Consider the following 24707-nt stretch of genomic DNA (forward strand, 5'->3'; position numbering starts at 1 on the left):
ATGGCAGCGTCGGTGCCCTGGTGCCACGACCTGCCCCGATCGGCGCGGCACGAGCCGCGGGCGGTTCAGCCGCGCAGGGCCGACAGAAAGACCCCGGGCAGCCGGGCCGGATTGGCGCCGGAATAGAACTCGGTGAGCCTGCGCCCGGTGACGGCGGCCGTCTCGTTGCCGACGAACCACGGCGGCTTCGGGGAAAGGGCGAGTTCGCGGCCCAGCAGCGAGCGGGGCGCGGGACGGAACGGGCCGCGCACCACCGTGCGTTCCACGTCGTCGAGCAGCAGCGCGTTGTGCACCACGCCGATCCCGCTCTGCACGTCGTCCAAGGTGTGCCCGGGGAACGCGCCCCAGGCGGCCCGCGGCGCGAGGAAGGCGAGGCCGGTCCAGGTGTTCACCGCGATCGCGCCGTAGCGCAGCCGCTCGATCGCGCGGTCGAAGGCGATGCCGAGCCTGCGGATGGTCGTCGGATGGGCGATGACGTTCGCGCCCAGCGTCCCGGTCAGCTCCGCGTTCGCGAAGTCCACCGCACGCTGCAGGAACTCACCACCCGCGTAGGGCAGCTCGACCACGCCGAGCACGGGGGAGAAGTACTCGGTGCGCAGCAGCGGTGTGCCGGTTCGGGGCAACCCGGCCACCAGCACCCGCCCGGCGCCGAGCCGCTCGGCTTCCGGATACGAGGCCAGCGCACCGGCGACGCGCGTGTCGCTGCCGGGGTAGTACGCGGTGCGCTGTGGCGCCCGCTCCATGGCCAGGCGCAGCTCCGCGAGGAACTCGTCCTTGCGGTCCCATTCGGAGGCGATCACCACCGCCTGCGCCGCCACACAGTTGTAGCCGCCGTTGTGCAGCCGCTGGGTCGCCACATGTTCGGCCTGGTAGCGCAGGTCGGCGGCGGACCAGTCGCCCGGCACGACGATGGTCGGCGAGACGCCGCCCAGCTCACTGGTGATCGGCTTGTCCAGCAGCGGCCGGTTGTCCTTCTTGCGCTCCAGGCCCTCCGCGCCGGGACCCCAGACGATCGCGTCGTGGGTCTGCGCGCTGCCGGTCATGTGCACGTGGGCGACATCGGGGTGGCGCACCAGGTAACCGCCCTGCTGCGCGCCGCCGGTGAGGATGCGCAGCACGCCGAGTTCCAGCAGCGGCTCGAACACCATCTCGAACACGGTGAACAGCGGGTCGGTGATCGGGTTGAGTTTCAGCGCGACCACCCGGTTGTGCGCGAACAGCTCGTAGAGCGCGTCCAGCGGTGGAATCGACGTGATGTTGCCCGCGCCGAGTACGGCGCCGATCCCGCCGGTCGCGGTGGGGTCCAGCTGGGCGAGTCCGGCCCGCCTGCGCGCGGTGTCGGCGTCGACGCCGGGCCGCAGCCATACCTCGCCGCGGAAACCGTTGAGCAGTAGCCGGTCGTAGACGCCGAACGGAAGGATCGGCACGGCGACCCGGCCGCCAGGCGCCTCCCGCAGCGTGATGCCGGTGAGCGGGCTGCGCCCCGTGTCCAGCGCCGCGAGGGTGGCCGACAGCGCGTCGGTGGCCTGCAGCATGGCGAGCGGGCCCGACATCCATTCCTCGCCGGCCAGCGGCGAGTCCTCGGGGAGGTCCTTGACGACGCACGCGGCCCGCACCCAGTCCTCGGCGAAGCGGCCGGTTCTGGCGTGGATCTGGTCGAGCAGTTCGCGGCGGCGGCGCAGCGGGGTCGTGGCCCACACTTTCTCGCCCGCCGTCAGGTCGGCCAGCGCGTTGTCGATGGCTGTCTCGTCGAAAGCAATGCCCACCAGCCCACTATGCGCGCGATCCGGGGCCGATGGACCGCATCCTGGGATATCGGCGTGAAACGGCAACACACCGACCACTAGGCTGGTGGCCCATGATCGACCTCCGATTCCTGCGGGACGACCCCGACGCGGTCCGCGCCTCGCAGCGCGCCCGCGGCGAAGACCCCGCCCTCGTCGACGCGCTGCTCGAGGCGGACGCGGCGCGCCGTGCCGCGGTGGCCACCGCGGACAACCTGCGCGCCGAGCACAAGGCGATGGGCAAGTTGATCGGAAAGGCGAGCAAGGAGGAGCGCTCCGCGCTGCTTTCGCAGGCGTCGGAGATGTCGGTCAAGGTCAAGGAGGCCGAGGCCGCGCAGCACGCCGCCGACGCGGATCTGGACACCGCGCACCGCGCCATCTCGAACGTGGTGCAGGAGGGCGCGCCCGCCGGCGGCGAGGACGATTACGTCGTGCTGCAGACCATCGGCACCCCAAAGGAATTCGACTTCGAGCCGAAAGACCATCTGGAGCTCGGCGAGTCGCTCGGCCTGATCGACATGGAGCGCGGAGCGAAGGTGTCCGGCGCCCGCTTCTATTTCCTGACCGGTTACGGCGCGCTGTTGCAGCTGGGTCTGCTGCAACTGGCCGCGCAGAAGGCCGTGGCCAACGGCTTCACCATGATGATCCCGCCGGTGCTGGTGCGCCCCGAGGTCATGGCGGGCACCGGATTCCTCGGCCAGCACTCGGCCGAGGTCTACCACCTCGCCGACGAGGACCTCTACCTGGTCGGCACCTCGGAGGTGCCGCTGGCGGGCTACCACTCGGACGAGATCCTCGACCTGAGCGGCGGGCCCAAACGGTATGCAGGCTGGTCGTCGTGTTTCCGCAGGGAGGCGGGCAGCTACGGCAAGGACACCCGCGGCATCATCCGGGTGCACCAGTTCGACAAGGTGGAGATGTTCGTCTTCACCACCCCGGACCAGGCCGAGGCCGAGCACCAGCGCCTGCTCGCCTGGGAACAGGAGATGCTCGCGGCGGTCGAGGTGCCCTACCGGGTGATCGATGTCGCGGCGGGCGATCTCGGTAGCTCGGCCGCACGCAAATTCGATTGCGAGGCGTGGGTGCCCACCCAGCAGACCTACCGGGAACTGACCTCGACCTCCAACTGCACCACGTACCAGGCCCGCCGGCTCTCGGTGCGCTATCGCGACGAGAACGGCAAGCCGCAGATCGCCGCCACGCTGAACGGCACACTGGCGACCACCCGCTGGATCGTGGCCATCCTGGAGAACCACCAGCAAGCCGACGGGTCGGTCCGCGTTCCCGCCGCGCTGGTTCCGTTCGTCGGTACCGACGTGCTCCGACCGTCCAACTGACTACGCGCGAATGACGTTCAGGTGAATAGCTACTGGTTCGCCATGCCGGATTCCCGGGATGTGGCAACCGGCGGGATTCCTTGTGTCTAGGCTATTCATCGTGCGAGGAATCGGGTCTCGCGGCGATACCCGAACCCGGGTGCGGGCCGCGTCTGCGCTGGCGACGGCTATGGTCATGGCTCGGACCACCGGGGCGTTCTACGTCATGGGCGGGGTGCTCGGTCTGCTGATCACCGCTGTCGCCCCTGGTGAGGAGGGTAGTCGGCCGCTGGTAGGCGGGGCAGCAGCGATAGCGCTGGTGCTCGGTCTCACGCTGCTCGCGTGGGGGCCGCGGCTGCCGCATTCGATCCACCACGTCTACGTCGCGATCGCGACGGTGCTGGTGACGATCGCGGTGCACTCCTTCCCGAACACGGTGGGCGCGATCAGCCTCGCCGCGTTCTACGTCTTCATCGCGTGCGACGCCGCCCTGTTCTTCGCCTGGTCGCAGGCCGCCGCCCATATCGCGTTCGCCTTGGCGCTGTGCCTGTGGGTGCTGCCCGCGCGACCGGTGACGCCCGGGCTGCCGTGGTGGTCGGGCCTGATCCCCGCCGGTGTGACGTTCGGCGTCGGCGTCGTCGTCGGGATCCTGACCAGGATGGCGTCCGAAGCCGACATCGACGTGCTCACCGGCCTGCTCAACCGCCGCGGCTTCGACCGGGCCCTGAACACCGCGATCCAGCAGGCCACCAGGTCCGGCCACGGGCTCGCGCTGGTGCTGGTCGACCTGGACCGCTTCCAGAAGATCAACGACCATCTCGGGCACCGCGCCGGTGACGCGGTCCTGCAGCGGGTGGCCGACACCTGGTCGAAGTTGCTGGCCCCCGACCAGCGCCTGGCGCGCTACGGCGGCGACGCGTTCGCCTTGCTGCTGCCGAACACCACCGAGCAGGCCGCGATCCTGCTCACCGAGCAACTGCGCGCGGCGGTGACCACCGGCTGTTCGGCCGGCGTGACCTCCTGGCAGCCGGGGGAATCCGGATCGTTGCTGGTCAGCCGTGCCGATGTCGGCCTGTACCGGGCCAAGCAGGCCGGACGCAACCGGACGGTGCTGGAGTCCTCCCGGCAGCTGCCGCTGGCGGTGGAGCTGCGCGAGGCGATCGACCGCGGCGCGCTCGACGTGCACTACCAGCCGATCGTCAGCCTCACCGAAGGCGGCGGCAAGGCGGTCGGCGTGGAGGCGCTGCTGCGCTGGTCTTCCAGCGCACAGCCGGATGTCACCACCGAGGGCTTGATCCGCGTCGCCGAGGAGTACGACCTCATCGCCGATCTGGACGAGCTGGTGCTGCGCCGGGCGTGCGCGGACGCCGCGCGGTTGCAGGACACCTTCGCGCAGCTGGATCTGACGCTGAACGTGAACGTCAGCGGACTGGAGCTGGCCGAGGCCGGGTACGCCGACAAGGTGGCGGGCATCCTGGCCGCCACGGGGTGGCCCGCCGATCAGCTGGTGCTCGAGGTGACCGAGAGCGAGCTGGCCGCCGAATCGCAGACCGCGATCGAGAATCTGCACACGCTCCGCGATCGCGGCGTGCGCATCGCCATCGATGACTTCGGCACCGGTTACTCCTCGCTCAGCAGGCTGGCCACGCTGCCGAGCGACATCCTCAAGGTCGATCAGTCCTTCGTCGCCGCGATCCGCTCGGATTCGCCCGCGCCGCCGTTGCTCGGCGTGATCGCCGCCCTGTCCAATGCGCTGGACCTGCAAGTCATCGCCGAGGGCGTGGAGACCGAGTACCAAGCCGCGGTGCTCACCGAGCTCGGTTTCGCGCTCGCGCAGGGCTATCACTACAGCGACTCGCACCCGGTCTCCGAGCTCATCAGCGACCTCAACGAGAACCAAGGCCGAGTCGGCCCGGGTGTCACGGACCGGGAACTCGGCGACGGGGACTCCGTGGCGGCCAACGGCTGGGTACCGCTGCCGTAATTCGCTTGACGCGTGCACCGGTCGTGAGCATGCTGATCGACATGCGTTTGCTCCTCTACGGCAGTTGATTCGCCGAAGCGCTGCGTGCCCGTCGGGCGGGTAGCGCGCATCCCATCGGCCTGCGCTCGCTGACGGTTCGGGCGGTGCTCTTCAAGAGCATCGGTGAACTGATTCCGCTGTACGCGCTGTACGCCCTGCTTTTCGCCGACCACGGCATGAGCACGGGGCAGATCTCGTTGCTGTTCGCGATCTGGTCGACGACCGCGTTCCTGCTCGAGGTGCCCTCCGGTGCGTGGGCGGACACGGTGTCGCGGCGGGGACTGCTCGTGCTCAGCGGTGTCTTGCTCACGGCCGGATTCGCGCTGTGGACCGCCGCGCCCTCGTTCGCGGGTTTCGCCGCCGGATTCGTGTTGTGGGGCACCTCGGGCGCGTTGGCCTCCGGCACCTTCGAGGCGCTGCTCTACGACGACCTCGCCGCCCGCGGTGTGTCCGGGTCCTACCCGCGCATCCTCGGTTACACCCGTGCCGGTGCGGAGGCGGCCGTCGTCGTCGCGATCGTCGCCGCGACACCTCTGTACCTCTACGGTGGCTATGCCCTGGTCGGCTGGTCGAGTGTGGTGATCGCGGCCGTGCACACGCTGGTCGCGCTGTCGCTGCCCACCGCGCCCAAGGCGGTGTCCGCGGCGGATGTGGACGACCTGGAAGAAGAGTCGCCGTCGGACGCTCAGCCCATGGCGGACGCCTCCGACATCACAACCGCAACTATCGGACCGGACTCGGGCGTGCCTGCCGCCTGCGACGGCGATGCCCGCGCCGTGGATTCGCGTATCGCTATCGTATCGGAGGCCGATGGTGTCGGGCCGGAAAGTGTTGCGGCGCAGCGGCGGCCGTTCGCGCGATACCTCGGCATGCTGAAGGCCGGTGTGGGTGAGGCGGTTCGCGTGCGGGCCGTGCGTTATGGCGTGCTGCTGGAGGCGCTGCTGTTCGGGATCACGGCGTTCGACGAGTATTTCGCCCTGCTGGCGGAGGAATCGGGCGTCTCGACAGCCGTGGTGCCCCTGCTGATCGGTCTCACCGTGCTCGGTTCCTTGACCGGTTCGCTGCTGGCGGGGCGTACCGAAGGGATGTCGGGCCGGACGATGTCGATCGCGGTGGGTGTCGCGGGCCTGCTGTTCCTCGGCGGTGCGGTGATCGCCGGTCTCGCGACCGGCCGTCCGGACGCGGTGTATCTGCTGACCGGTCTCGGGTTCGCCTCGATCGGCGTCTCCTACGGCATCGTCTACAACGCCGGAATCGTCGCGGGCGCTCGCCTCCAGGACGCCATCGAGGGTCCTGCCCGAGCCACCGTCACCTCGGTCTCAGGGCTGCTCGGCGAAGTGATCGCCCTGGTGGTCTTCGGCTTCGCCGCCCTCGTGACGCTCTGGTCCTCCATGTCCACCCTCCTGGCCCTCCTCGGCGCCGCCATCCTCGCCATAGCCACTCTCGCCCCCCGCTGGCTTCCCCGACGCGCCGACCGACCGTGAGTCGAGTGGCACACCATGGAGAGTTCTTCTCGGGAAACGCCGCGACCATGTGCCCCTGGTGGCCGGTAGCGTGCGGGAGGTGAGTAGGCAGGTGCGGGTGGGGGTGGTGTTCGGGTTTTGGATCGGGGCCGGGGTGGCGGTGCAGGGGCGGATCAATGGTGCGCTCGGGGCTCGGTTGGAGGATGGGGTTGCGGCGGCGACGATCAGTTTCGGGACGGGGCTTGTTGCGCTGGCGATTGCGTTTGCGGTGAGTGGGCGGGTGCGGGATGGCGCGCGGCGGGTGCGGGGGGCGTTGTCCGAGGGGGCGCTGCGGCCGTGGCAGTTGCTCGGGGGCCTGTGTGGCGCGTTCTTCGTCGCGTGCCAGGGCCTGACCGTCGCGGCTATCGGCGTCACCGCGTTCACCGTGGCGACCGTGGCGGGACAACTGCTCAGCAGTCTGGTCGTGGACCGTCTCGGTCTGGGCCCGAGCGGACGCACGCCGATCACGGTGGTCCGTCTGGCCGGTGCGTCGCTCGGTGTGGTCGCGGTGCTGGTCGCGGGGTTCGGTCACACCCGTGCCACCGGTGGTCTCTCCGTGCCCGACGCGCTGCGCGGCACACCGGCCGCTCTGCTGATCGCCCTGCCCGCGCTGGCCGGAATCGGCCTGGCTTGGCAACAGGCGGTGAACGGTAAGGTCGGCGCGGTCGGCGGAGCCGTTTCGGCGGCCATGGTCAATTTCTGCGTCGGCCTGGTCGCGCTCTCGGTCCTCACCGCCGTGATAGTCGTGACCTCTGGAGGTCCGGCGGCCTTTCCCCCCGAGCCGTGGCTGTATCTCGGTGGAGTGATCGGCGTCGCGTTCATCGCCCTGGCCGCGCTGACGGTCCGCTGGATCGGCGTCCTGCTCCTCGGTCTCACCTCGGTGGCGGGGCAGCTGCTGGCCTCCCTGGTCCTCGATGTGCTCACCCCGACCAGTGCGGGCCTGACCGCCACCGCGATCGTCGGCTGTGTGCTGACCCTCGTCGCGGTGGCTGTCGCTACGCGATCACAGTCGTGAGGACACTCGCCCGGTCAGTCATGTTCTGAGCGCATAAGTGTGGGATGGTGCGCTCATGCTGATCGAATACGGGGTGTGGGTTTCGCGGCTGGGTCTGTGTGTGGTGTTCGGGCTGTCGGCGTGGGGCAAGCTGGCGGATCGGAGCGCGACGCGGCAGGCGGTGGCAGATTTCGGGGTGCCGCTGCGCTGGGTGCCCGCAGTGGCCTGGGGGTTGCCGGTCCTCGAGGCGACGATCGCGGTCACCGTGCTGGTTCCCTGGATTTCCGGGCTTGCCGCGGTGGCGGCGCTGGCGTTGCTCGCCGTGTTCACGGTAGCGATCGTGCGTTTGCTGCGACGCGGCGAGCGGCCCTCGTGTTCGTGTTTCGGCGGGGCGAGTGCCGCGCCCATCGGGCCGAAGACTTTGCTGCGCAACGGTGTTCTCGCTGCGCTGGCCTTGGTTGTCGATGTCGGCGCGCTGACGTATCCGGGCGTGCCGATGGGCCTCCCGGCCGACCACGCGATCGGCTGTGCGGTGGTGGCCGCGCTGGTGGCGGTGCTGGTGTGGCTGGCGGGGCAACAGCGTTCCCTGCGCCGCCGGGTGGACGAGCAGGCACTGTCCACGCTGGGCGCGGAGGGATTGCCGGTGGGTGCGGTGGCGCCCGAGTTCGAACTGTTCGACGCCACGGGAGCGAAGACCACGCTCGAGGGCCTGCTGGCCGGTGCACGTGCGGTGCTGCTGGTCTTCGTGCATCCAGGTTGCGAGCTGTGTGCGGCGCTGGCCAGGGAATTGCCCCGCTGGCACGCGCGGACCGGTGATGCGCTGGCCATAGTGGCGGTCGGCAACGGCGACGCGGCAGAACAAGCCGCATGGGGCGTCGAGAACGGATTGGGCGAGATACCGTCGCTCGTGCAGCAGGGCAACGAGGCGGCCTTGCGCTATCGCGTGCGCGGCACCCCGTCCGCTGTGCTCATCGACCCCGACGGACGCGTCGCCGCGCCGGTGGCCAGGGGCGGTATCGCGATCCGGGAGTTGATCGGCACGGTGAAGGTGGTGCGCCGCACGCCGAGCCCCGCGCACGACGGGATTCCGGCCGGGATCTCCCGCTGAGTTCCGGGTTCCACCTTCTCGCCGCACAGACCGCCCTCAGACCCGTTATGCGCTGGTTAGCAAATTTCTGGCAAATATCTTGCGTCGCGCCGATAGGATCGAGTCGCACCGGTGCGGAATTCGTCATCCATCGACCAGAGGACCCACCGACAAGAGGGGAAGACATGGCGCTCTTCGCGTTCACCGACTACTCAGGCAAAGAGTTCGTCATCCAGTTGAACAACGAACAGCGGATCCAGGAAGCCCGCCGCATCCTGTCGGGCGACGAGCAGATGTCGATCCACGTCATGGGGCGGATCCGGAAGATGCCAGCGCCCTACAACCCGGGCTGGGACTTCCATCTGGATCCCGACACCATCACCTTCTTCACCATGGCGATCGAGGTCTGCGACGCCAGCATCATGTACGTCAACGACCACTTGGACGAGGCCTGTGGCGCATTCCTGCCGGGCTGTATGTGGTGCCCGTGGTCGTCGAAGCTCACCCGCGAGGTCAACAATATGTAGCAATCGTGTGGCAACCGCTTCCGGCCGGTGTGGACACGCCGGTCGGAAGCCGGGGCCTCAGTCCAGCTTGCGCGAGCGCAGTTCGTGGCCCTTGGACGTCTTGCACCGTCCGGATTCCAGGTCCCACTGCCAGCCGTGCAGGTTGCAGGTGAGGGTGTTGCCTTCCACCACACCGAATTTCGACAGGTCCGCCTTCAGGTGCGGGCAGCGGCGCTGCACTTCCCAGCCGCTGAGTTCGGTGGAGGCGGAATCGTCGTGCGCCTCGGCGAACCAGCCGTCGGCGTAGGCGATCCGCTCGTCGGTGAGGCATTTGAAGAACGTGTAGAGGAACTCGTTGTATCCGCCGATGCGCCAGGCTTGGAAGCGGGTGGACAGGAAGATGGTGTTCACCCAGTCGGGCTCCTGGTCGCGCAGCACGGTGCGCACCAGTTCCGGGGCGATGCGGAAGCCGTAGCGGTAGCGGCCCTCGCCCTCGACCGGCTCGCGCACGGCGCGCTTGGGGAAGTCCAGCACGATGGTTTCCTCGCCGATCACCAAGCCGACCGGGTAGCCGATGCCGTCGCAGATTACGTTGCTCTGCGCCATGATCGGCTCGAACAGCTTCCGCAGCGGCTCCAGCAGGGAGCCTTCGCCGCGTTCCCAGGTCGCCTTCTCGGCCTCCAGCACCGGCGCGAGGCGCTGTGCCATCCGCTCGATGTACTCGGCTTTGTTGTCGTAGATCTCGCTGGGATCGCTCGGATGGGTCAGCGTCAGCTCGGCGCCGCGCACGTCGGCCACCGAACCCGGGATCATCAGGACGCCGCCCGTGTTGCCGTGGATCTCCATCTGTTCCAGGAACACCTTCTGGTCCGGGAAGATGTTGCCCTCGTCGCCGCGATCGTCGTTGAGGTAGCGCAGCTCGTCGTCCAAGAACACCGGCGGGCCGGCGGAGGGCACCACCCAGGTCGCGCCGACCTGCTCGATGTAGCTGCGGGCACGGTCCATGCCGCGCTGCCGCTTCTGCTTGCCGAAATTCGACTTGGTGCGGGCCGGGATGTCGTAGACCATCGGGTACCAGATCGCGCCCGAGTACTGCAGCAGGTGGATGTCGACGTGGCCGAAGGCGTCGTGCAGCACGTCCATGTCGACGGGGCGGGCGTCGTTCATGTTGAAGCAGGTGGTCTCGCCGTCGGAGACGACCAGGCCGGAGTCGCCGATCGGGCCGTCGGCGGGGGCGCGCAGCGCGATGATCATGACGTCCAGGTCCCCGCCCGGTCCGGTCACCGTGTGCTTGACCGAGTCCTCGGTCTCGAAGAACTTGTGGAAGCCCAGCTGTTCGAGTTCTCGCCGCAGGTCCGGCACGGGGTAGTCCGGCAGCAGCACGGTCGCGTCCTTGCTGACGTGCTCGGTGAGCGTCTTCGCGTCGAAGTGGTCGCGGTGCAGGTGCGAGACGTACAGGAAGTCGCATGCGCCCAGCTCGTCCCAGTCCAGCTGGGTGTTGTCGGGGAACGGGAACCAGGACCCGAAGTACGCGGGGTTCACCCAGGGATCGCAAAGGATCGACCCGGCCGCGGTGCGGATGTGGAATCCGGCGTGTCCGACGCTGGTGATCTGCACTAGCTGCTCCTCCTGCTGTTACCAGCCAACCAGGGTAGTAGTTACGGCGAGATGTCGCCGATGCAGTAGCCCTCCGGGCCGGATCGCAAGGTGAAGGTGCGGGTCTGCGTCACACCGGCGGAGTTGGTCACCGGCACGAGCACCGCGATGTACTCGGTGTTCACCTGCTCCGACCGGATCTGCTGGTCGGCGAACTCGGTGGCCCCGGTGAGCACGCCCTGGTTGTTCGCCAGCGGCGCGGGGCTCGGACGCCCGGTGCCCTTGGGATCCCAGGTCGCCGGGGACGCCTTACAGATCAGAGGGTAGTCGCCCTCCTTGTCGGCGGGGGCGAGCGGAGTGCCGACGAAGCGGGACAGGTACCGGCGCACGGTGTGCCGGGCGTCGGCGTCGTTGTAGGCGATCTCCGCGCCCGCCGTGGCGACGCGCGGACAGGCGTAGCCGGTCGCGACCTCGGCGCGCTCGACCGCGACCGTGGTGGTCGCGTTCGTCCACACGACGGTGTTCTCGACCGTCGTGCCGGGCTGCGCCAAGGCGGCGAGGATCGCCTGCGGGTCGGCGTACATGTCGGCGACGTTCTTCGGCGCGATGGTCCAGCACTTCTCCTGCAGCTCCGCGATGGTGCGTGACTGCAAGTCGGCCGCCCAGCGCTGCACTGCGGGCGCGGCCGCGGGCAGTCCGGCGACCCCGCCGACCGGTGGGGCGTCGGCGGGGACGGGCGGCAGCGCCGAGGTGCTGGGCGGGGCAGCCGCCGGGACCGCGGCCGGGGGCGTGGTGCGCACGGCCGCTTGCGGCGCGCTCTCGTCGGGAATGCCGACCACCGAGTCGCAGCCGGTCACCGCGACCGCTCCGACCAGGGCGAGGCCGCCGATCAGCGCGGCGCGCGTGCGCCGGGTGGCCGCCCGATCGCGTGCGGTGCGGTCGTGTTCACGCGATGCCGGCCGGGCGCGTTCCACTTCGACGATCCTCTTCTCTCAGGCTTGCGGTTGGGGCTGGTCAGGGTGTCCTCGCTCCGCTGCGCCGCACGATGGCGGCGAACTGCCGGTGGGGACGATCAGCGACTACGCTAGCGGACTTGTGGAACCCGTCTATCGGACGATCATCGGGCTGGCCCGTACCGTCTTCTTCATCGAAGGTCTGAAGTTCACCGTCAAGGGCGATGAACATATCCCCGCTCAGGGTGGCGCCGTGCTGGCGGTGAACCACACCGGCTACATGGACTTCACCTATGCGGGCCTGCCGGTGCGCACCCCGAAGCGCTACATCCGGTTCATGGCCAAGAAAGAGGTCTTCGACGACAAGATCTCCGGGCCGATCATGCGCGCGCTCAAGCACATCCCGGTGGACCGTTCGGCGGGCGCGGACTCCTACCAGGCCGCCGTGGAATATCTGCGCCGTGGCGAGCTCGTCGGCGTGTACCCCGAGGCGACGATCAGCCGCAGCTTCGAGATCAAGGAGTTCAAGTCCGGCGCGGCGCGCATGGCGATCGAGGCGGAGGCGCCGATCATCCCGATCGTCATCTGGGGTGCGCAGCGGGTCTGGACCAAGGGCTTCCCGAAGCGGCTCGGTCGCACCAACACGCCCATCTCGATCGCGGTGGGCGAACCGATCCAGCCGTTCGAGCCGGCCGCCGAACTCACCGCGAAGCTGCGCTCGACCATGCAGGACATGCTGCTGGACCTGCAGAAGGACTACGTGCACGAGCCCGGCGCGTACTGGGTTCCGGCCCGGCTCGGCGGCAGCGCTCCTACCCTGGAAGAGGCGGACGCGATGGATGCCGCCGAAGCCGAGGCCAAGGCCGCGCGCAAGAACGCGGCGGAGCAGTAACGGGAGCTGTGATGGCGCGCGAACCGGTCTACGACATCCTCACCGGCTTGGCCCGCGCCATCTTCTTCGCCCAGGGTCTGCGGATCGATATCGAAGGGCAAGAGCACATTCCGCGCTCCGGCGGCGCGGTGCTGGCCGTGAACCATACGGCCTACCTCGATTTCATGGAGGTCGGACTGGTCGGCCGCAAGTCCGGCCGCAACGTCCGGTTCATGATGAAGGCCGAACTCGAGCACGGCCTCGTGGGCTTCCTCATGAAGCACTGCAAGGCGATCGGCGTCGATCGCACGGCCGGAGCCGAGTCGTACGCCCGCGCGGTCACCGCTCTGCGCGAAGGCGAGTTGGTCGTGGTCTATCCCGAGGCGACGATCAGCCGGAGTTTCGAGCTGAAGGAGTTCAAATCCGGTGCGGCGCGCATGGCGGTGGAAGCCGATGTTCCGATCGTTCCCCTGGTCATCTGGGGCGCCCACCGGGTCTGGACCAAGGACATCCCGAAACAGCTCGGCCGCCACAACTTTCCGGTGCACATCCGCATCGGCGAGCCCATTCCTCCTGCCGAACCGACCGAAGAACTCACCGCCACTCTGCGCACCCGCATGAACGAACAGCTGGAGCGCGCGCAAAAGAACTACCCGATGCAACCGGGCGCCCGCTGGGTCCCCGTTCGGTTGGGCGGAACCGCACCTACCCTCGCGCAAGCCGCGGTCCTGGAGCGGGAGGAAATGGAGCGGCGTCGAGCGAAGGCGCGCCGACGCGGCGACTCGGATCCGTCGACTCGTCACTGACCGCTAGCTCGGCGCTGCGGGCCGTCGTCGGCTGATTCGCGCTGTTCAGGCCGATATCGACTCGTGGCGAGCGACATTCGGTCGCCACGGATGAGCTGTTCTCCAGCGGCCAGAGCTGCGGCTCGGGTGACGAACTCTTCGCGCAGCCCTCGGAGTTGTCCAGCGTCCAGGGTCAGGACGTCGTAGTACTTCTCGAGAGCGGACTCCCAGACTTGTTCGGGCGTGGCATGCACCGCAGGTGCGATCTCTGTCCAGGCGATCGGTTCGAAACCAGCTGGTGTCAGCAGTTCGTTCAGTCCTTCTCGCGTTCGGGTGCGGCGGTCGCCGAGAGGGGGCACAGCGTCCTGCGCCGTCGCGAATGTCGGCCGGGCCAACTTCAGGAACAGCTCGAGCCCGCTTCCCGGCGTGGGACGCCCGCCTACGACGATCGCCAGCCGGCCAGCGGGTTTCAATACTCTGGCGGTCTCGGCGACGACCTGCTCCACGTCCGACATCAGCATCAGTGCCATGTGGGACACCACGGCGTCGAACGAGTCGTCGGCGAACGGCAGTCGCTGGGCCCGCCCCTCGAGGAGTTCGGCGTCGGCCAGTTCGGGCCTCGTTCGGGCCAGCGCGAGCTCACCCGCGGACAGGTCGATGCCTGCGAGCCCGATCGCGCCGTCGCGGGCGAGCACTGCCAGTAGCGAACCGTCGCCGCATCCGAGATCGAGCACCCGTTCGGCGCCCGCCACCTGTTCAGCGAGGAGTTCATAACTCGTTCTCCCGTCAGGAAGAGGGTTCGCGGCGACATACCGCCCCATCGCTCCAGGGAATTGGTTGTGACACTTCCGCAGGAATGCCTCTCCAGCGCCTACTTCATCAACCGTGGTCATGGCGTCTACCTAACTGCATGGGGTGTCCGACATGCTCCTCGCCGCCTTCCCGCACCCGCTCGTAGCACCGTCGACACGATTGATCAGCGCAGGCGTGTGAGAACGCGGCAAGGAGAAGGGGCAGGGACTTCGCCCCTGCGGAACGACGTCGGTGGAACGCCCATCAGACTGCGGAAATCGGCCGTCATATGGGATTGGTCGTAATAGCCCGTGCCGGTGGCGATTTCGGCCAACGGCATGTCCTCGGCCTGGGAAAGGACCCGCCGGATTCGGTCGATGCGGGCGAAGTGTTTGGGGGAGACGCCGATTCCGCTGGTGAACAGGTTGCGGAGCTGCCGCTCGCTCACCGACAGGCGCGCGGCCAGCTCGGCGACGGAAAGGGGATGATCGGCGGTGATGGCGGCTACGGCGGTGGCGAGCAACCTGCGGTGCCCGCGCTGGGCCGGGTTGTCGGGAATGCGGCGCGGCAGCTCGTTCTCGAGATACGGGGCGACCTCGTCGTGCTCGAGTTCGACCAGTTCGGTGGCGAGCTGGGCGACCGGACCGGGCAGGTCGTCCAGGCGTAGCACGCGATCGGTGAGGTCCGCCGCCGAGACGCCGAGCAGTGCGGGGGTCGCGCCCGGCGCCACCCGCAGCCGGACGCAGCCCGCGGGCTTGCTCGCGCGCGAGTAGCTCGCCTTGGTCTGCGGCCCGACGACGAGCGCGACGCGGGTATCGCCGCTATCTCTGCGCGCGTCACGGCGCACGCCGACATCGCCGTGCTCGGCGCGCAGCACGATCGTGGTCGCTGTCTGCGGGAAGTGCGCGAACGGCTCGGACACGTCGAGCACCGTCGGGATGCGGCCGAATTCCGCCAGCCACGGTCGCAGCGACTCCGGCGCCGGTTCGGATACCTCGATCAGATCGTCGGTCACGACGGGCGGGCGCAGCAGGGCGGTCACCGCATCAACTGTAGGCAGTGCGCGCCCGGCGAGGTGTGCCGAAATCTCCTAGCGACCTCGGCGTATGCCCCGGCACGGTGGTTCACATGATCGTGATCACCGGTGCGACGGGCACCATCGGCAGTGAAATCATCCGGCAGTTGGCCGCTCGCGGCGAGCGGGTACGGGCCGTCACCAGGAACCCCGATCGCGCCCGAGTTCCGGCGGGCGTCGAAGTGGTGCGTGGTGACTACATCGACCTCGCGTCCATCGCCGCCGCGATGCGCGAGGCTCGGGCCGCGTTCGTCGTCGGCGTGCTCGGACCGGAATACGTGGCGGCCGACCGCGCGCTGATCACCACCGCGCGAGAGGCCGGAGTGGGCAGGATCGTCAAGCTTTCCGCCATCGGCACCGGTGATACCGGGCTCGGACGGGTCGGCGCCTGGCACCTGCCCGGCGAGCAGGCTGCGCGCGAAAGCGGCGTCGAGTGGACGATTCTGCGCCCCAGTTCCTTCGCGTCCAATACGTTGAGCTGGGCCGAGGCCATCCGCTCCGGACAGCCGGTGCCGAATATGACCGGCGATGCCGCGCAGGGTGTGATCGATCCGCGCGACGTCGCGGCGGTTGCGGTCGAAACGTTGGTGTCCGCCGAACACGCGGGCCGGATCTACACCCTCACAGGTCCCGAGCTGCGCACCACGCGTGATCTGGCCGCCACCTTGTCCGATGTCGTCGGCCGTCCGGTGGATGTCGCGGACATCCCGGAAGCCGAAGCGCGCGAATACATGCTCGCGTCCGGAATGTCCGTCGAATTCGCCGACGGTGCGCTGGCGGGTCAGGCTTACGTGCGCGCCGGGCACAATGCCATCGTCACCGATGACGTGCGGCAAATCCTCGGTCGCGCCCGGACTTACGCCGAATGGGCAACCGATCATGCGAATGCGTTCGTGGCCGACGGGAACGCATCGTAGGGTGTCTGTGATTGGCCTCACATCGAATTGCCGAACGCTTTCTGCTCGGCAAGGGTGACATGACCGGCCGGACGGCTGGTGTGCTTACACGAAAAGGGGATTCGGATGCGTCAACGGATCATGACGGTCTTGGTGGCGGTTGTAGCAGGCGGATCGGCCGCAGCGTTCGGGGGCGCGAGCGCGTCCGCGGTCGCGGTGAACCCTTTTCCCGGCGGCACGGAGGTCTACTTCGACAACGGTGAATCCGCGGCGATCGCGAACCTGAACCTCGGGCCCGCGCTGAGTCAAGTGGCCGTCGCCTGGTCCCCCGGCGCGAAAGCGATGCTCGGAGAAGGGATCACCGAACATGCCCGATGGGCGGGTGAGTCCCCGACCGGAGGCGTCTCGATCGAGGTGTACGGCAGTGTCCTCCAGCCCGAACTGGTCACCGTCACCACGTTGCGCGGCTGAGCGAAAACTTTGTTTCGGATTTCGTTGCGCTGGGGGTACTCTCACCCATGGCGTTATGCGCATGTGCGCTGACGAGTGAGCCGCCTGGCGATGCCCGGACGGGACGGCACTCCGTGTGCGGTCCCGTCCGGTGTTTCCTCGTTACGCCGCCGTCGAGCGGAAGCCGCGCAGCCGCAGGCTGTTGCTGACCACGAAGACCGAGGAGAACGCCATCGCCGCGCCCGCGAGCATCGGGTTGAGCAGACCCGCCATGGCCAGCGGGATAGCGGCCACGTTGTAGGCGAAGGCCCAGAACAGATTGCCCTTGATGGTCGCGAGAGTGCGGCGCGACAGGCGGATCGCGTCGGCCGCGGCCCGCAGGTCGCCGCGCACCAGGGTCAGATCGCCTGCCTCGATGGCCACGTCGGTGCCGGTGCCCATGGCCAGGCCCAGGTCGGCCTGGGCCAGCGCCGCGGCGTCGTTCACACCGTCGCCCACCATCGCGACCACTTTGCCTTCAGCCTGCAACCGCTCGACGGTGTCGACCTTGTCCTGCGGCAGCACCTCCGCGATCACCTCATCGATGCCGACCTGCGCGGCGATCGCGGCGGCGGCCGCCTGGTTGTCGCCGGTCAGCATGATCGGGGTGAGGCCGAGGGCACGCAGCTGGGAGATCGCTTCGGCGGAGGTCGGTTTCACCGCGTCCGCCACCACGAGCACGCCGCGCGCCTTGCCGTCCCAGCCCACCGCGACGGCGGTCTCGCCATCGGCTTCGGCCGCGCGGATCGCTTGGGACAGCTCGTCGTCGAGGTGCTGTGACCAGTCGGCGAGCAGCCTGGCGCGGCCGACGAGCACCGCGTGGCCGTCCACCATGCCCTGCACGCCGAGACCCGCTACGTTCGCGAAGTCCTCTACCGGCTTCAGCTCGCCCACTCGCTCCCGGGCGCCTTTGGCGATGGCCTGGGCGATCGGGTGCTCGGACGAATCCTCCAGCGCCCCCGCCAGTTGCAGGATTCGCGTGACCTGCTCGCCTTCGGCGGGCACCACGTCGAGCAGAGTCATCTTCCCCGCGGTGATCGTGCCGGTCTTGTCCAGCACGATCGTGTCCACTCGCCGGGTCGACTCCAGCACTTCGGGACCCTTGATCAGGATGCCCAGCTGCGCGCCGCGTCCGGTGCCGACCATCAGCGCGGTCGGCGTGGCCAGCCCGAGCGCGCACGGGCAGGCGATGATCAGCACCGCCACCGCCGCGGTGAACGCCGCGGCCACCGAACCGCCGGTGCCGAGCCAGAAGCCGAGCGTCGCGACCGACAGCGCGATCACGATCGGCACGAAGAACCCGGAGATCCGATCGGCCAGCCGCTGGGCCTGCGCCTTGCCGGTCTGCGCGTCTTCGACCAGTTTCGCCATCTGCGCCAGCTGGGTGTCCGAGCCGATCCTGGTGGCGCGTACTACGAGTCGTCCGCCCACGTTGACGGTCGCGCCCACCACGGCGTCGTCCGGGCCGACCTCCACCGGCACCGACTCACCGGTGAGCATCGAGGCGTCGACCGCCGAGGAACCTTCCACCACGACACCGTCGGTGGCGATCTTCTCGCCGGGCCGCACCACGAACCGGTCGCCGACGGTCAGCTGCTCCACCGGGATACGTCGTTCGGTCCCGTTGCGCAGCACCGAGACTTCCTTGGCGCCCAGTTCCAGCAGAGCACGCAGCGCGGCACCGGCCCGCCGCTTGGCGCGCGCCTCGAAAAAGCGCCCGGCCAGCAGGAACGTGGTGACGCCCGCCGCGGCCTCGAGGTAGATGCTGCCGGTGCCGTCCATCCGGGAGATGGTGAACTCGAACGGATGCGTCATGCCCGGTGTGCCCGCGGTGCCCCAGAACAGCGCGTACAGCGACCAGCCAAGCGCGGCCAGCGTCCCCATCGAGATCAGGGTGTCCATGGTCGCGGCGCCGTGACGCAGATTGGTCCACGCCGCGCGGTGGAACGGCAGCGCGCCCCACACCACCACCGGCGCGGCCAGGGTGAGCGAGAGCCACTGCCAATTGGTGAACTGCAGCGCCGGGATCATCGCCATGGCGATCACCGGCACCGACAGAACCAGCGAGACCAGCAGGCGAGTGCGCAGCGCGGCGGCTGGGTCCTCTTCGGGGGCGGCGGTTTCCTGCGGCTTCGGTGCGGCGGGCAGCACGGCGGTGTAACCGGCCTGCTCGACGGTGGCGATCAGCTCCTGCGGCGAGATCTCGCCGGTGACCTCGACCCTGGCCTTCTCTGTCGCGTAGTTGACGGTGGCGGTGACACCGTCGAGCTTGTTGAGTTTCTTCTCGATGCGTGCGGCGCAGGACGCGCAGGTCATTCCACCGATCACGAGTTCGACCTGCCCGGCGGGCGGCGGTTGTGTCGCGGTGGTCATCGTGGGTGCTCCGTTTCTGTGCGGCGCGGTGCGGACGTCGGATCAGTGGCCGTGGCCGTCCGGCGCCTGCTGCTGACCAGTGTGTTCGTTGTGGGTCGAGGCGTCCACGTCGGGGGTGCCCGGCGCGACGGTCAGGGTGAATTCGGCGGTGCGGACCACGCCCTCGTGCTGGAAGTCGAGGAACAGGCGATAGTCGCCCGCGTTCGGCGCGGTGACGGCGAAGGTGATGCCCGGCCCGGCCGGAGTCACGCCGTCACCGGGGTGACCTTCGGGGTGGACGTGCAGGTAGCCCAGGTCAGCGGCGCGCAGCGCCACCAGGTGGCCGTAGGCGCCGAGGTAGGGCTGCAAGTCGGTCACCGGTTTCCCGGCGCGGCTCACCGACAGCGTCACCTTCGAGGTCCGGCCGGGGGCGACGGTGCCGTCCAGCGTGACGGTGTAGTCGCCGACGGTGGCGGTGCGTGTGGGGGTGGGCAATCGCTGCGGGTCGTAACCTCCCGCTACCCGGAGGTCCGCGCCCAGCGTCAGGTTGTCGGCGCCCTCGGGTGTGAAATCGGCGAAAACCCGGTAGTCGCCCGCGCGGGTGAGATCGAGCGGGACGCTCCAGGTCCCGTTGCCGTCGAGCACCGGGTGCACGTGCTGGTACGCGGCCATGTCGCGGCGCACGACGATCAGGTGGAGATCCTTGTCGTGGCTGCGCACGTAGCGGGTGACGGGCTTTCCGTCCCGGTCGAGAATGGTGAAGCGCAGCGGCACGTTCGCCGCGGCGGCGGTCTGGGTGGTGTCGAGCCGCAAGGTGTAGCCGCGGTCGGTCGCCATCATTCCTCCAGGTAGAGCGTCTGAGCGTGTTTCGCCCTCGGCGGGGTGTGCTGTCGAGTCGTGGGTGGCGGGTTCGGTGGGCTCCGGTCCGAGGACCGAACCGGCCACGAGGGCGATCCCGAAGACCGCGGCGAGGCCGAGGGCGAAGCCGCCGAATTTGGTGGACGCGTTCATCGCCGTGCTCCTCGTCAGCCGGCGACCGTGTAGCCGGCGCGGGCCACGGCGGCGGCTACCTCGGCGCGCTCGATCGGGCTCGTGCTCTCGACGGTCACCAGTCCGTCGGCGAGATCGATCGCCACGGAGCCGACGCCGGAGATGCGGCCGATCTCGGTGCGGACCGAGGCGGCGCAGCCGCCGCAGGTCATGCCGGTCACGGTGACGGTTGTGGTGCTCATTGTGGTCCTCCTCGGGTAACTGCTTCAATGACTACGATACCCCCCTAGGGTATACGGATGTCAAGTGTGGTCTCCAGCGCATACGAGAAAGCCCGGTCCGCAGCGGGCTGGGGACCGGGCTCGGTGTGGACCGCTCAGGATGCGTAGGTCACGAGCGCGACGGCGGGAGCCGAGACGATCTGTACTGCGGCGGAATCGGAGACCTTGACGTGCAAGAACCCGCCCTCGATCGCGATGTGCGCGTCGTCGGCGGTGCGTACGGGCTGTCCGTTCCGGTCCAGCAGGGAATAGCCCTCGACCAGGGTGACCTTGGTCGCGGGCCGCCATTTCGTTTCCATCGCGGTGCCTTTCGCCGGTGCCGCGGGCGGGAAGTCGAGTTCCGGCTCGGCGACGTGGTTGAAGTAGTTGGACAGGACGTTCAGCGCGATGTGGCCGACGATCTCGCTCAGTTCGGCATCGCTCACGCCGACCGCACGCGCCGAGGCGAGGGTGGCGTCCTCGATCCGGCCGCGGGTGTGGAGCACGTCACGGGCGATGCGCAGGATCGCGTCGGTGTGCGGGTCGGCGGCGCGCGCCGCGCGGGTGTCGATGATCGCCTGCTCGGTGAAGCCCATCCGGCTCGCGCGCATGGCGTGCGCGGCTGTGCAGTAGTCGCAGCCGTTCTCGCTCGCGATCAGCAGGGCGAGCTGTTCGCGAATACGGGCCGAGAGCTTCCCTCGGCCCAGCGCTTCGCGCAAATTCAGGTAGCCGCGCAGGGTTGCCGGGCTGTTCGCCATGGCGGCATAGAGATTCGGGACGCGGCCCAATTGACGCTCTACCTCGGTGAGCAGATCGGTCTGCTCGGCGTCGGCGGAGTCGGTGTGCACAAGGGTCAGGCGGGACATCGAAGCCTCCAGCTCGGACAAGATGGTACCGATCGGTGCCGAATTGAGACGGTACTGAGTGGTTCCATCTTGGTCAAGCGGGACGGTACTGACCGGTTCCGTTCTGCTACCGTGGCAGCATGGCAACCCGGGCCAAGCAGCGCTTGCTCACCACGGCGGAGGACCTGTTCTACGCCGAGGGCATCCGTGCCGTCGGCATCGACCGCCTGCTCCATGAGTCGGGCGTGGGCCGTGCCTCCTTCTATCGCCATTTCGCGAGCAAGGACGACCTGATCGTCGCGGTGCTGGAGGACCGCGACCGCCGCTGGCTCAGCTGGCTGCGGGAATCGGTCGAGGCGAAGACCGACGACCCGGCCGCCCGCCCGCTCGCCGTCTTCGACGCCTTGGCTGACCGCTTCGCCCGCAAGGATTTCCGCGGCTGCGCGTTCATCAACACCATGGTCGAAGTCGCCGATCGCGCCAGCGCCGCCCATCAGGTCGCCGATCGGCACAAACGCCGTGTCATCGCTTATCTGAGCGAACTCCTCACCGAGGCGGGGAGATCCGACGCCACGGACCTGGCCGCCGAACTCGCGCTCCTGGTCGACGGTGCGATCGTCACCGCCGTCCGCGAGGGAACCCCGGACGCTGCGACCCGTGCGCGAACCATCGCCCGGCGTTTGCTCGCCGCACAGTAAGCACGCTGGAAACGCCGCGAAGCGTCTCCCGGATGTGCGAGCTCGGCGCGTGTCGGTAGCGCGCCGAGCTCGGGTGGAGGGTTACGACCGGCCCATCCGGAGGATGGACTCGCTGTCGCGTGACAGCGGCATCCGGCGGATCAGGCGGAGTGCAGGTTGCGGGCGGTCGGTGACGTTTCGGTGGTGGCCGGGTCGGGGTAGGTGCCGAAGAGGCGGTCTGCGGTGCCCGAACTGGTGACCGTGAACCAGTAGTGCTCGTTCTTGTAGTGGTGGTGGCGATGGTTGCGCCAGACCGCCCGGTAGAGCGAGCCTTTCGGCTTGTAGTCGGTGTGCACGAGGTAATGGGTCCACTCGTAACCGAGGCCGAGCAGGGTGATGGTGATCAGGAAGGTCAGCCCGAGGCCCAGGCGCGGGAAAGCGAACAACGCCAGCGCGACCAGCACGACGACCAGCACCGACAGTGTTTTCGTCGGGATGAAGATCAGCGGGATGTCGCGCGGGTCCACGTGGTGCTCGCGGTGCTTGCGGGCCAGCTCGCTGTCCAGCGCGATCGGGCCGAGCCGCCGTGGCCGCCAATGCAGCACGGTGACGTGCACGATCCACTCGAAGACCGGGAACATTGCCAGCATCACGGCGGGAACCAGCAGGTCGGTCGGCTGCCAGTCGCCGACGACGATCCGGGCGATCACCGCGCCCACCAGCGTGGTCCCGATCATCCACGGCGATGGATGACGGCGGAATTCTTCGAAGGCCTGTCCGAGGGTGAGTCCGCGGCGCAGTGCCCGCTCGTCCCTGCGTACTCGTGCCCGCGCGTCGGCCTCGATCGAATCGCGTTCGGATGCCTTGGATTTGGTCATGTTCGTTCCTAGTGCCGCATCAGGCTACGTTTGCCCTGTTGACGATTTCGTGTAGCCGTTGGTCTTCGACGTGCTTGTTCCGCCAGATGATGTAGCGCCGGATCATGGACGCCTGTTCACGATGACTGCCGTGGTCGGTGCCGTCGAGCGCGAAGTACCGCAACGCGGTGAACTGCGCCTCGATACGGTTCAACCATGAACTATTCGTCGGCGTGTACGCGATCTCGACGTTGTTCTCCTCGGCCCACTGGGCGACCCGTTGGCACTTCTTCGTCGTCAGATGCGGCGAGAAGTTGTCGCACACGATCGCCATGCGGACCTCGGCCGGATACAAGGTGCGCAGGTACCGGCAGAACTCGAGAAACTTCGTGCGGTTCTTCGTGGCCTTGACATGCCCATACAGCTTGTCCTTACCGAGGTCGTACGCGGCGAACAAATGCCGTACCCCGTGCGGGCGGGTATAGGTTGCCCGCCGACGGCGCCTGGGTTCGCGATCCGGATCCTTATGCTTGCCACCGCGTTCGGCCCACTGCCGGCCCGGATGCGGCTGCAAGTTCAAAGGCCCGAACTCGTCGAGACAGAAGATCACCTGTGGCTCATCGGAGTCGGGCACGACCTCACCGTCGGCGATGGCGTACAGGTGCTCGACTCGGGCCTTCTTGGCCTTGTAGTCCGGGTCTTTCGACCGCTTCCAGGTTTTCACTTTTTGAAACGAGACACCCTCCTCACGGAGCAGCACGCGCAGACCCTCGTGGCTGATGTCGTCGACCACCCCCTCAGCGACCAGGAACTCGGCGAGTTTGGTCAGGCTCCAGGTCGAGAACGGCAGATCGTGTTCGGTCGGGGCAGATTTGGCGAGCTTCTTGATCTCGCGGCGTTCGGGCAGCGTGAACGTCTTCGGTCGGCCACCGGCGTATTTCGGGTACAGCGAATCGAATCCGTCGGCATTGAAGTTGTGGATCACATCGCGGACCCGGTCAGCACTGGTGAAGCTGACCTCGGCGATCTTGGGCACCGGCATGCCCTGAGCGGAGAGCAGGATCATCTGAGCGCGCCGCCAGGTCACCACCGATCCGGTACCGCGGCGAATGATCCGCACCAACCGTCTGCCTTCATCGTCGTCGAGCTCTCGCACCCGTACTCGTTCTGCCACCCGACCAGGCTGACCGATGCCCTGACCGGCACGCCGCAACCTGTCGGCGTGTCGGTTACAACAGGGCAAAGGTTCCCGGGCGCGGCACTAGCTGTGCGTGACCGGCGGTCCGCCGAGGACCTCGATCAGAGCGGTGGTCGCCGGCTCGAGCAGCGCCCGAGCGGTGGTGGCGGCCTTCTGCGGCCGTCCCGCCGCGATGGCGGCGGCCAGTTCGCGGTATGCCTCGACGTTGCCCACCTCGGCGGACATGATCGGGGCCAGCGCCGCGAGCGCCGGTTCATAGGCGGCGCGCAACATGTTGAACATCAGCCGGAAGACGATCGAGTCGGCCGCGTCCACGACGTGATCCCAGAACTCCATCGCGTGCCGCTGCCGCGCGATCGGATCCTGTTCGACGGCAAGCGCTCCGACCGACGCTTCCAGCAGCGGGCGAATCTCGCCGGCGCCGATCACGCCGACCCGGCGCGCGGCCAACTCCGCCACCTTCGGCCCGTTGTGCAGCCGGGCCTCCAGAATGCTGCGAGCGACGGCCGGATCCAGCTCCCCGGCCTGCACCAGCAGCCTGGGCAGAACCTCGAGCCCGGCGCCGCGCCGATAGTCCAGCACAGTCGTCGCGTCACCCTGCCGCACGGACACCAGCCCCGCCGCGGCCAGCCGCTGCAGCGCTTCCCGCACCGCGGGCCGGGACACCCCCAGCGCCTCCGCCAACTGCCGCTCACTGGGCAAGGTCGCCCCCGGCGCCAGCTCGCCGCTGAGCACATCCGCGGCGATCTGCTCGAACACATCCGCCGACACCGACCGCTTGACCACAGGTTGCAACGCCATGGGTCTACTGTGCGCCGTATTGGTCAGGAGGTCAAGTGGTCAGACCAGTTGCGTTGCT

23 protein-coding genes are annotated in these 24707 nt (G+C 68.5%); 11 read left to right on the forward strand and 12 right to left on the reverse strand.

What is annotated here, in order from left to right:
* Positions 1-65: 65 nt before the first annotated feature.
* Complete coding sequence (locus LTT66_RS13320) at positions 66-1766, reverse strand: aldehyde dehydrogenase family protein (RefSeq protein ID WP_233067288.1); 1701 nt, start codon at positions 1764-1766, stop codon at positions 66-68.
* A gap of 92 nt (positions 1767-1858) precedes the next feature.
* Between LTT66_RS13320 and serS the strand changes: the two genes are divergently transcribed.
* From serS to LTT66_RS13350, 6 genes are all read left to right on the forward strand, one after another.
* A complete protein-coding gene (serS, locus tag LTT66_RS13325; RefSeq protein ID WP_233067290.1) occupies positions 1859-3121 on the forward strand; it encodes a serine--tRNA ligase in 1263 nt (420 codons plus the stop codon).
* Between the two features lie 175 nt (positions 3122-3296).
* Positions 3297-5084, forward strand: a complete 1788-nt coding sequence (locus LTT66_RS13330; protein WP_233067292.1) for a putative bifunctional diguanylate cyclase/phosphodiesterase — start codon at positions 3297-3299, stop codon at positions 5082-5084.
* A 143-nt stretch (positions 5085-5227) separates the two neighbouring features.
* Positions 5228-6607 (forward strand): MFS transporter, encoded by a 1380-nt coding sequence (locus LTT66_RS13335; protein ID WP_233067294.1) that lies wholly within the window; start codon positions 5228-5230, stop codon positions 6605-6607.
* Positions 6608-6686: 79 nt separating this feature from the next.
* Positions 6687-7640 (forward strand): DMT family transporter, encoded by a 954-nt coding sequence (locus LTT66_RS13340; protein ID WP_233067296.1) that lies wholly within the window; start codon positions 6687-6689, stop codon positions 7638-7640.
* 55 nt (positions 7641-7695) lie between these two features.
* Positions 7696-8727 (forward strand): MauE/DoxX family redox-associated membrane protein, encoded by a 1032-nt coding sequence (locus LTT66_RS13345; protein ID WP_233067298.1) that lies wholly within the window; start codon positions 7696-7698, stop codon positions 8725-8727.
* 164 nt (positions 8728-8891) lie between these two features.
* Positions 8892-9233, forward strand: coding sequence for a BP74-related protein (locus LTT66_RS13350; protein ID WP_195067028.1), 342 nt, complete (start codon positions 8892-8894; stop codon positions 9231-9233).
* A gap of 57 nt (positions 9234-9290) precedes the next feature.
* Here LTT66_RS13350 and LTT66_RS13355 read toward each other — a convergent pair whose 3' ends face one another.
* Entirely contained in the window at positions 9291-10829 is a 1539-nt protein-coding gene (locus LTT66_RS13355) for a Rieske 2Fe-2S domain-containing protein (protein WP_233067300.1), read from the reverse strand.
* 41 nt (positions 10830-10870) lie between these two features.
* Positions 10871-11782: a hypothetical protein gene (locus LTT66_RS13360; RefSeq protein WP_233067302.1), complete on the reverse strand. Its 912-nt coding sequence runs from the start codon at positions 11780-11782 to the stop codon at positions 10871-10873.
* Between the two features lie 121 nt (positions 11783-11903).
* Between LTT66_RS13360 and LTT66_RS13365 the strand changes: the two genes are divergently transcribed.
* Both LTT66_RS13365 and LTT66_RS13370 read left to right on the forward strand, forming a co-directional pair.
* Positions 11904-12653: a lysophospholipid acyltransferase family protein gene (locus LTT66_RS13365; protein ID WP_233067304.1), complete on the forward strand. Its 750-nt coding sequence runs from the start codon at positions 11904-11906 to the stop codon at positions 12651-12653.
* An 11-nt stretch (positions 12654-12664) separates the two neighbouring features.
* A complete protein-coding gene (locus LTT66_RS13370; RefSeq protein WP_233067309.1) occupies positions 12665-13438 on the forward strand; it encodes a lysophospholipid acyltransferase family protein in 774 nt (257 codons plus the stop codon).
* On the opposite strand, the gene LTT66_RS13375 is transcribed toward LTT66_RS13370, so the two are convergent.
* Both LTT66_RS13375 and LTT66_RS13380 read right to left on the reverse strand, forming a co-directional pair.
* Positions 13432-14169 carry a class I SAM-dependent methyltransferase gene (locus tag LTT66_RS13375; protein WP_233067312.1) on the reverse strand — a complete coding sequence of 246 codons (738 nt, stop codon included), beginning with the start codon at positions 14167-14169 and terminating at the stop codon, positions 13432-13434. The two genes, LTT66_RS13370 and LTT66_RS13375, sit on opposite strands and share 7 nt — an antisense overlap.
* A gap of 224 nt (positions 14170-14393) precedes the next feature.
* Positions 14394-15251 (reverse strand): helix-turn-helix domain-containing protein, encoded by an 858-nt coding sequence (locus tag LTT66_RS13380; RefSeq protein ID WP_233067314.1) that lies wholly within the window; start codon positions 15249-15251, stop codon positions 14394-14396.
* A gap of 86 nt (positions 15252-15337) precedes the next feature.
* Between LTT66_RS13380 and LTT66_RS13385 the strand changes: the two genes are divergently transcribed.
* Positions 15338-16201, forward strand: a complete 864-nt coding sequence (locus LTT66_RS13385) for an NAD(P)H-binding protein (RefSeq protein ID WP_233067315.1) — start codon at positions 15338-15340, stop codon at positions 16199-16201.
* A gap of 105 nt (positions 16202-16306) precedes the next feature.
* Complete coding sequence (locus tag LTT66_RS13390; RefSeq protein ID WP_233067317.1) at positions 16307-16651, forward strand: hypothetical protein; 345 nt, start codon at positions 16307-16309, stop codon at positions 16649-16651.
* Between the two features lie 141 nt (positions 16652-16792).
* Here LTT66_RS13390 and LTT66_RS13395 read toward each other — a convergent pair whose 3' ends face one another.
* The 4 genes from LTT66_RS13395 to LTT66_RS13410 form a co-directional block, all read right to left on the reverse strand.
* A complete protein-coding gene (locus LTT66_RS13395; protein ID WP_233067318.1) occupies positions 16793-19042 on the reverse strand; it encodes a heavy metal translocating P-type ATPase in 2250 nt (749 codons plus the stop codon).
* Positions 19043-19084: 42 nt separating this feature from the next.
* Positions 19085-20032 (reverse strand): hypothetical protein, encoded by a 948-nt coding sequence (locus LTT66_RS13400; RefSeq protein WP_233067320.1) that lies wholly within the window; start codon positions 20030-20032, stop codon positions 19085-19087.
* A 14-nt stretch (positions 20033-20046) separates the two neighbouring features.
* Positions 20047-20253: a heavy-metal-associated domain-containing protein gene (locus tag LTT66_RS13405; RefSeq protein ID WP_181723780.1), complete on the reverse strand. Its 207-nt coding sequence runs from the start codon at positions 20251-20253 to the stop codon at positions 20047-20049.
* A 134-nt stretch (positions 20254-20387) separates the two neighbouring features.
* Positions 20388-21137, reverse strand: a complete 750-nt coding sequence (locus LTT66_RS13410; RefSeq protein ID WP_233067322.1) for a carboxymuconolactone decarboxylase family protein — start codon at positions 21135-21137, stop codon at positions 20388-20390.
* 119 nt (positions 21138-21256) lie between these two features.
* Between LTT66_RS13410 and LTT66_RS13415 the strand changes: the two genes are divergently transcribed.
* Positions 21257-21814 (forward strand): TetR/AcrR family transcriptional regulator, encoded by a 558-nt coding sequence (locus tag LTT66_RS13415; protein ID WP_233067324.1) that lies wholly within the window; start codon positions 21257-21259, stop codon positions 21812-21814.
* 140 nt (positions 21815-21954) lie between these two features.
* On the opposite strand, the gene LTT66_RS13420 is transcribed toward LTT66_RS13415, so the two are convergent.
* From LTT66_RS13420 to LTT66_RS13430, 3 genes are all read right to left on the reverse strand, one after another.
* Positions 21955-22671 carry a sterol desaturase family protein gene (locus LTT66_RS13420; protein ID WP_233067326.1) on the reverse strand — a complete coding sequence of 239 codons (717 nt, stop codon included), beginning with the start codon at positions 22669-22671 and terminating at the stop codon, positions 21955-21957.
* A 19-nt stretch (positions 22672-22690) separates the two neighbouring features.
* Positions 22691-23824 carry an IS630 family transposase gene (locus LTT66_RS13425; RefSeq protein WP_223520231.1) on the reverse strand — a complete coding sequence of 378 codons (1134 nt, stop codon included), beginning with the start codon at positions 23822-23824 and terminating at the stop codon, positions 22691-22693.
* A gap of 87 nt (positions 23825-23911) precedes the next feature.
* Entirely contained in the window at positions 23912-24649 is a 738-nt protein-coding gene (locus tag LTT66_RS13430; protein ID WP_233067329.1) for a FadR/GntR family transcriptional regulator, read from the reverse strand.
* Between the last annotated feature and the right edge of the window lie 58 nt (positions 24650-24707).

Origin of the sequence: Nocardia gipuzkoensis (assembly GCF_021183645.1) — a bacterium.
Classification (GTDB): domain Bacteria; phylum Actinomycetota; class Actinomycetes; order Mycobacteriales; family Mycobacteriaceae; genus Nocardia; species Nocardia abscessus.

What these genes read in the sequence shown, in the direction of transcription:
- LTT66_RS13395 (WP_233067318.1), bottom strand. Translation starts at nt 19,042, where the DNA reads ATGACCACCGCGACACAACCGCCGCCCGCCGGGCAGGTCGAACTCGTG.
- serS (WP_233067290.1), top strand. Translation starts at nt 1,859, where the DNA reads ATGATCGACCTCCGATTCCTGCGGGACGACCCCGACGCGGTCCGCGCC.
- LTT66_RS13400 (WP_233067320.1), bottom strand. Translation starts at nt 20,032, where the DNA reads ATGAACGCGTCCACCAAATTCGGCGGCTTCGCCCTCGGCCTCGCCGCG.
- LTT66_RS13415 (WP_233067324.1), top strand. Translation starts at nt 21,257, where the DNA reads ATGGCAACCCGGGCCAAGCAGCGCTTGCTCACCACGGCGGAGGACCTG.
- LTT66_RS13390 (WP_233067317.1), top strand. Translation starts at nt 16,307, where the DNA reads ATGCGTCAACGGATCATGACGGTCTTGGTGGCGGTTGTAGCAGGCGGA.
- LTT66_RS13420 (WP_233067326.1), bottom strand. Translation starts at nt 22,671, where the DNA reads ATGACCAAATCCAAGGCATCCGAACGCGATTCGATCGAGGCCGACGCG.
- LTT66_RS13330 (WP_233067292.1), top strand. Translation starts at nt 3,297, where the DNA reads ATGGCTCGGACCACCGGGGCGTTCTACGTCATGGGCGGGGTGCTCGGT.
- LTT66_RS13385 (WP_233067315.1), top strand. Translation starts at nt 15,338, where the DNA reads ATGATCGTGATCACCGGTGCGACGGGCACCATCGGCAGTGAAATCATC.
- LTT66_RS13405 (WP_181723780.1), bottom strand. Translation starts at nt 20,253, where the DNA reads ATGAGCACCACAACCGTCACCGTGACCGGCATGACCTGCGGCGGCTGC.
- LTT66_RS13430 (WP_233067329.1), bottom strand. Translation starts at nt 24,649, where the DNA reads ATGGCGTTGCAACCTGTGGTCAAGCGGTCGGTGTCGGCGGATGTGTTC.
- LTT66_RS13350 (WP_195067028.1), top strand. Translation starts at nt 8,892, where the DNA reads ATGGCGCTCTTCGCGTTCACCGACTACTCAGGCAAAGAGTTCGTCATC.
- LTT66_RS13370 (WP_233067309.1), top strand. Translation starts at nt 12,665, where the DNA reads ATGGCGCGCGAACCGGTCTACGACATCCTCACCGGCTTGGCCCGCGCC.
- LTT66_RS13410 (WP_233067322.1), bottom strand. Translation starts at nt 21,137, where the DNA reads ATGTCCCGCCTGACCCTTGTGCACACCGACTCCGCCGACGCCGAGCAG.
- LTT66_RS13345 (WP_233067298.1), top strand. Translation starts at nt 7,696, where the DNA reads ATGCTGATCGAATACGGGGTGTGGGTTTCGCGGCTGGGTCTGTGTGTG.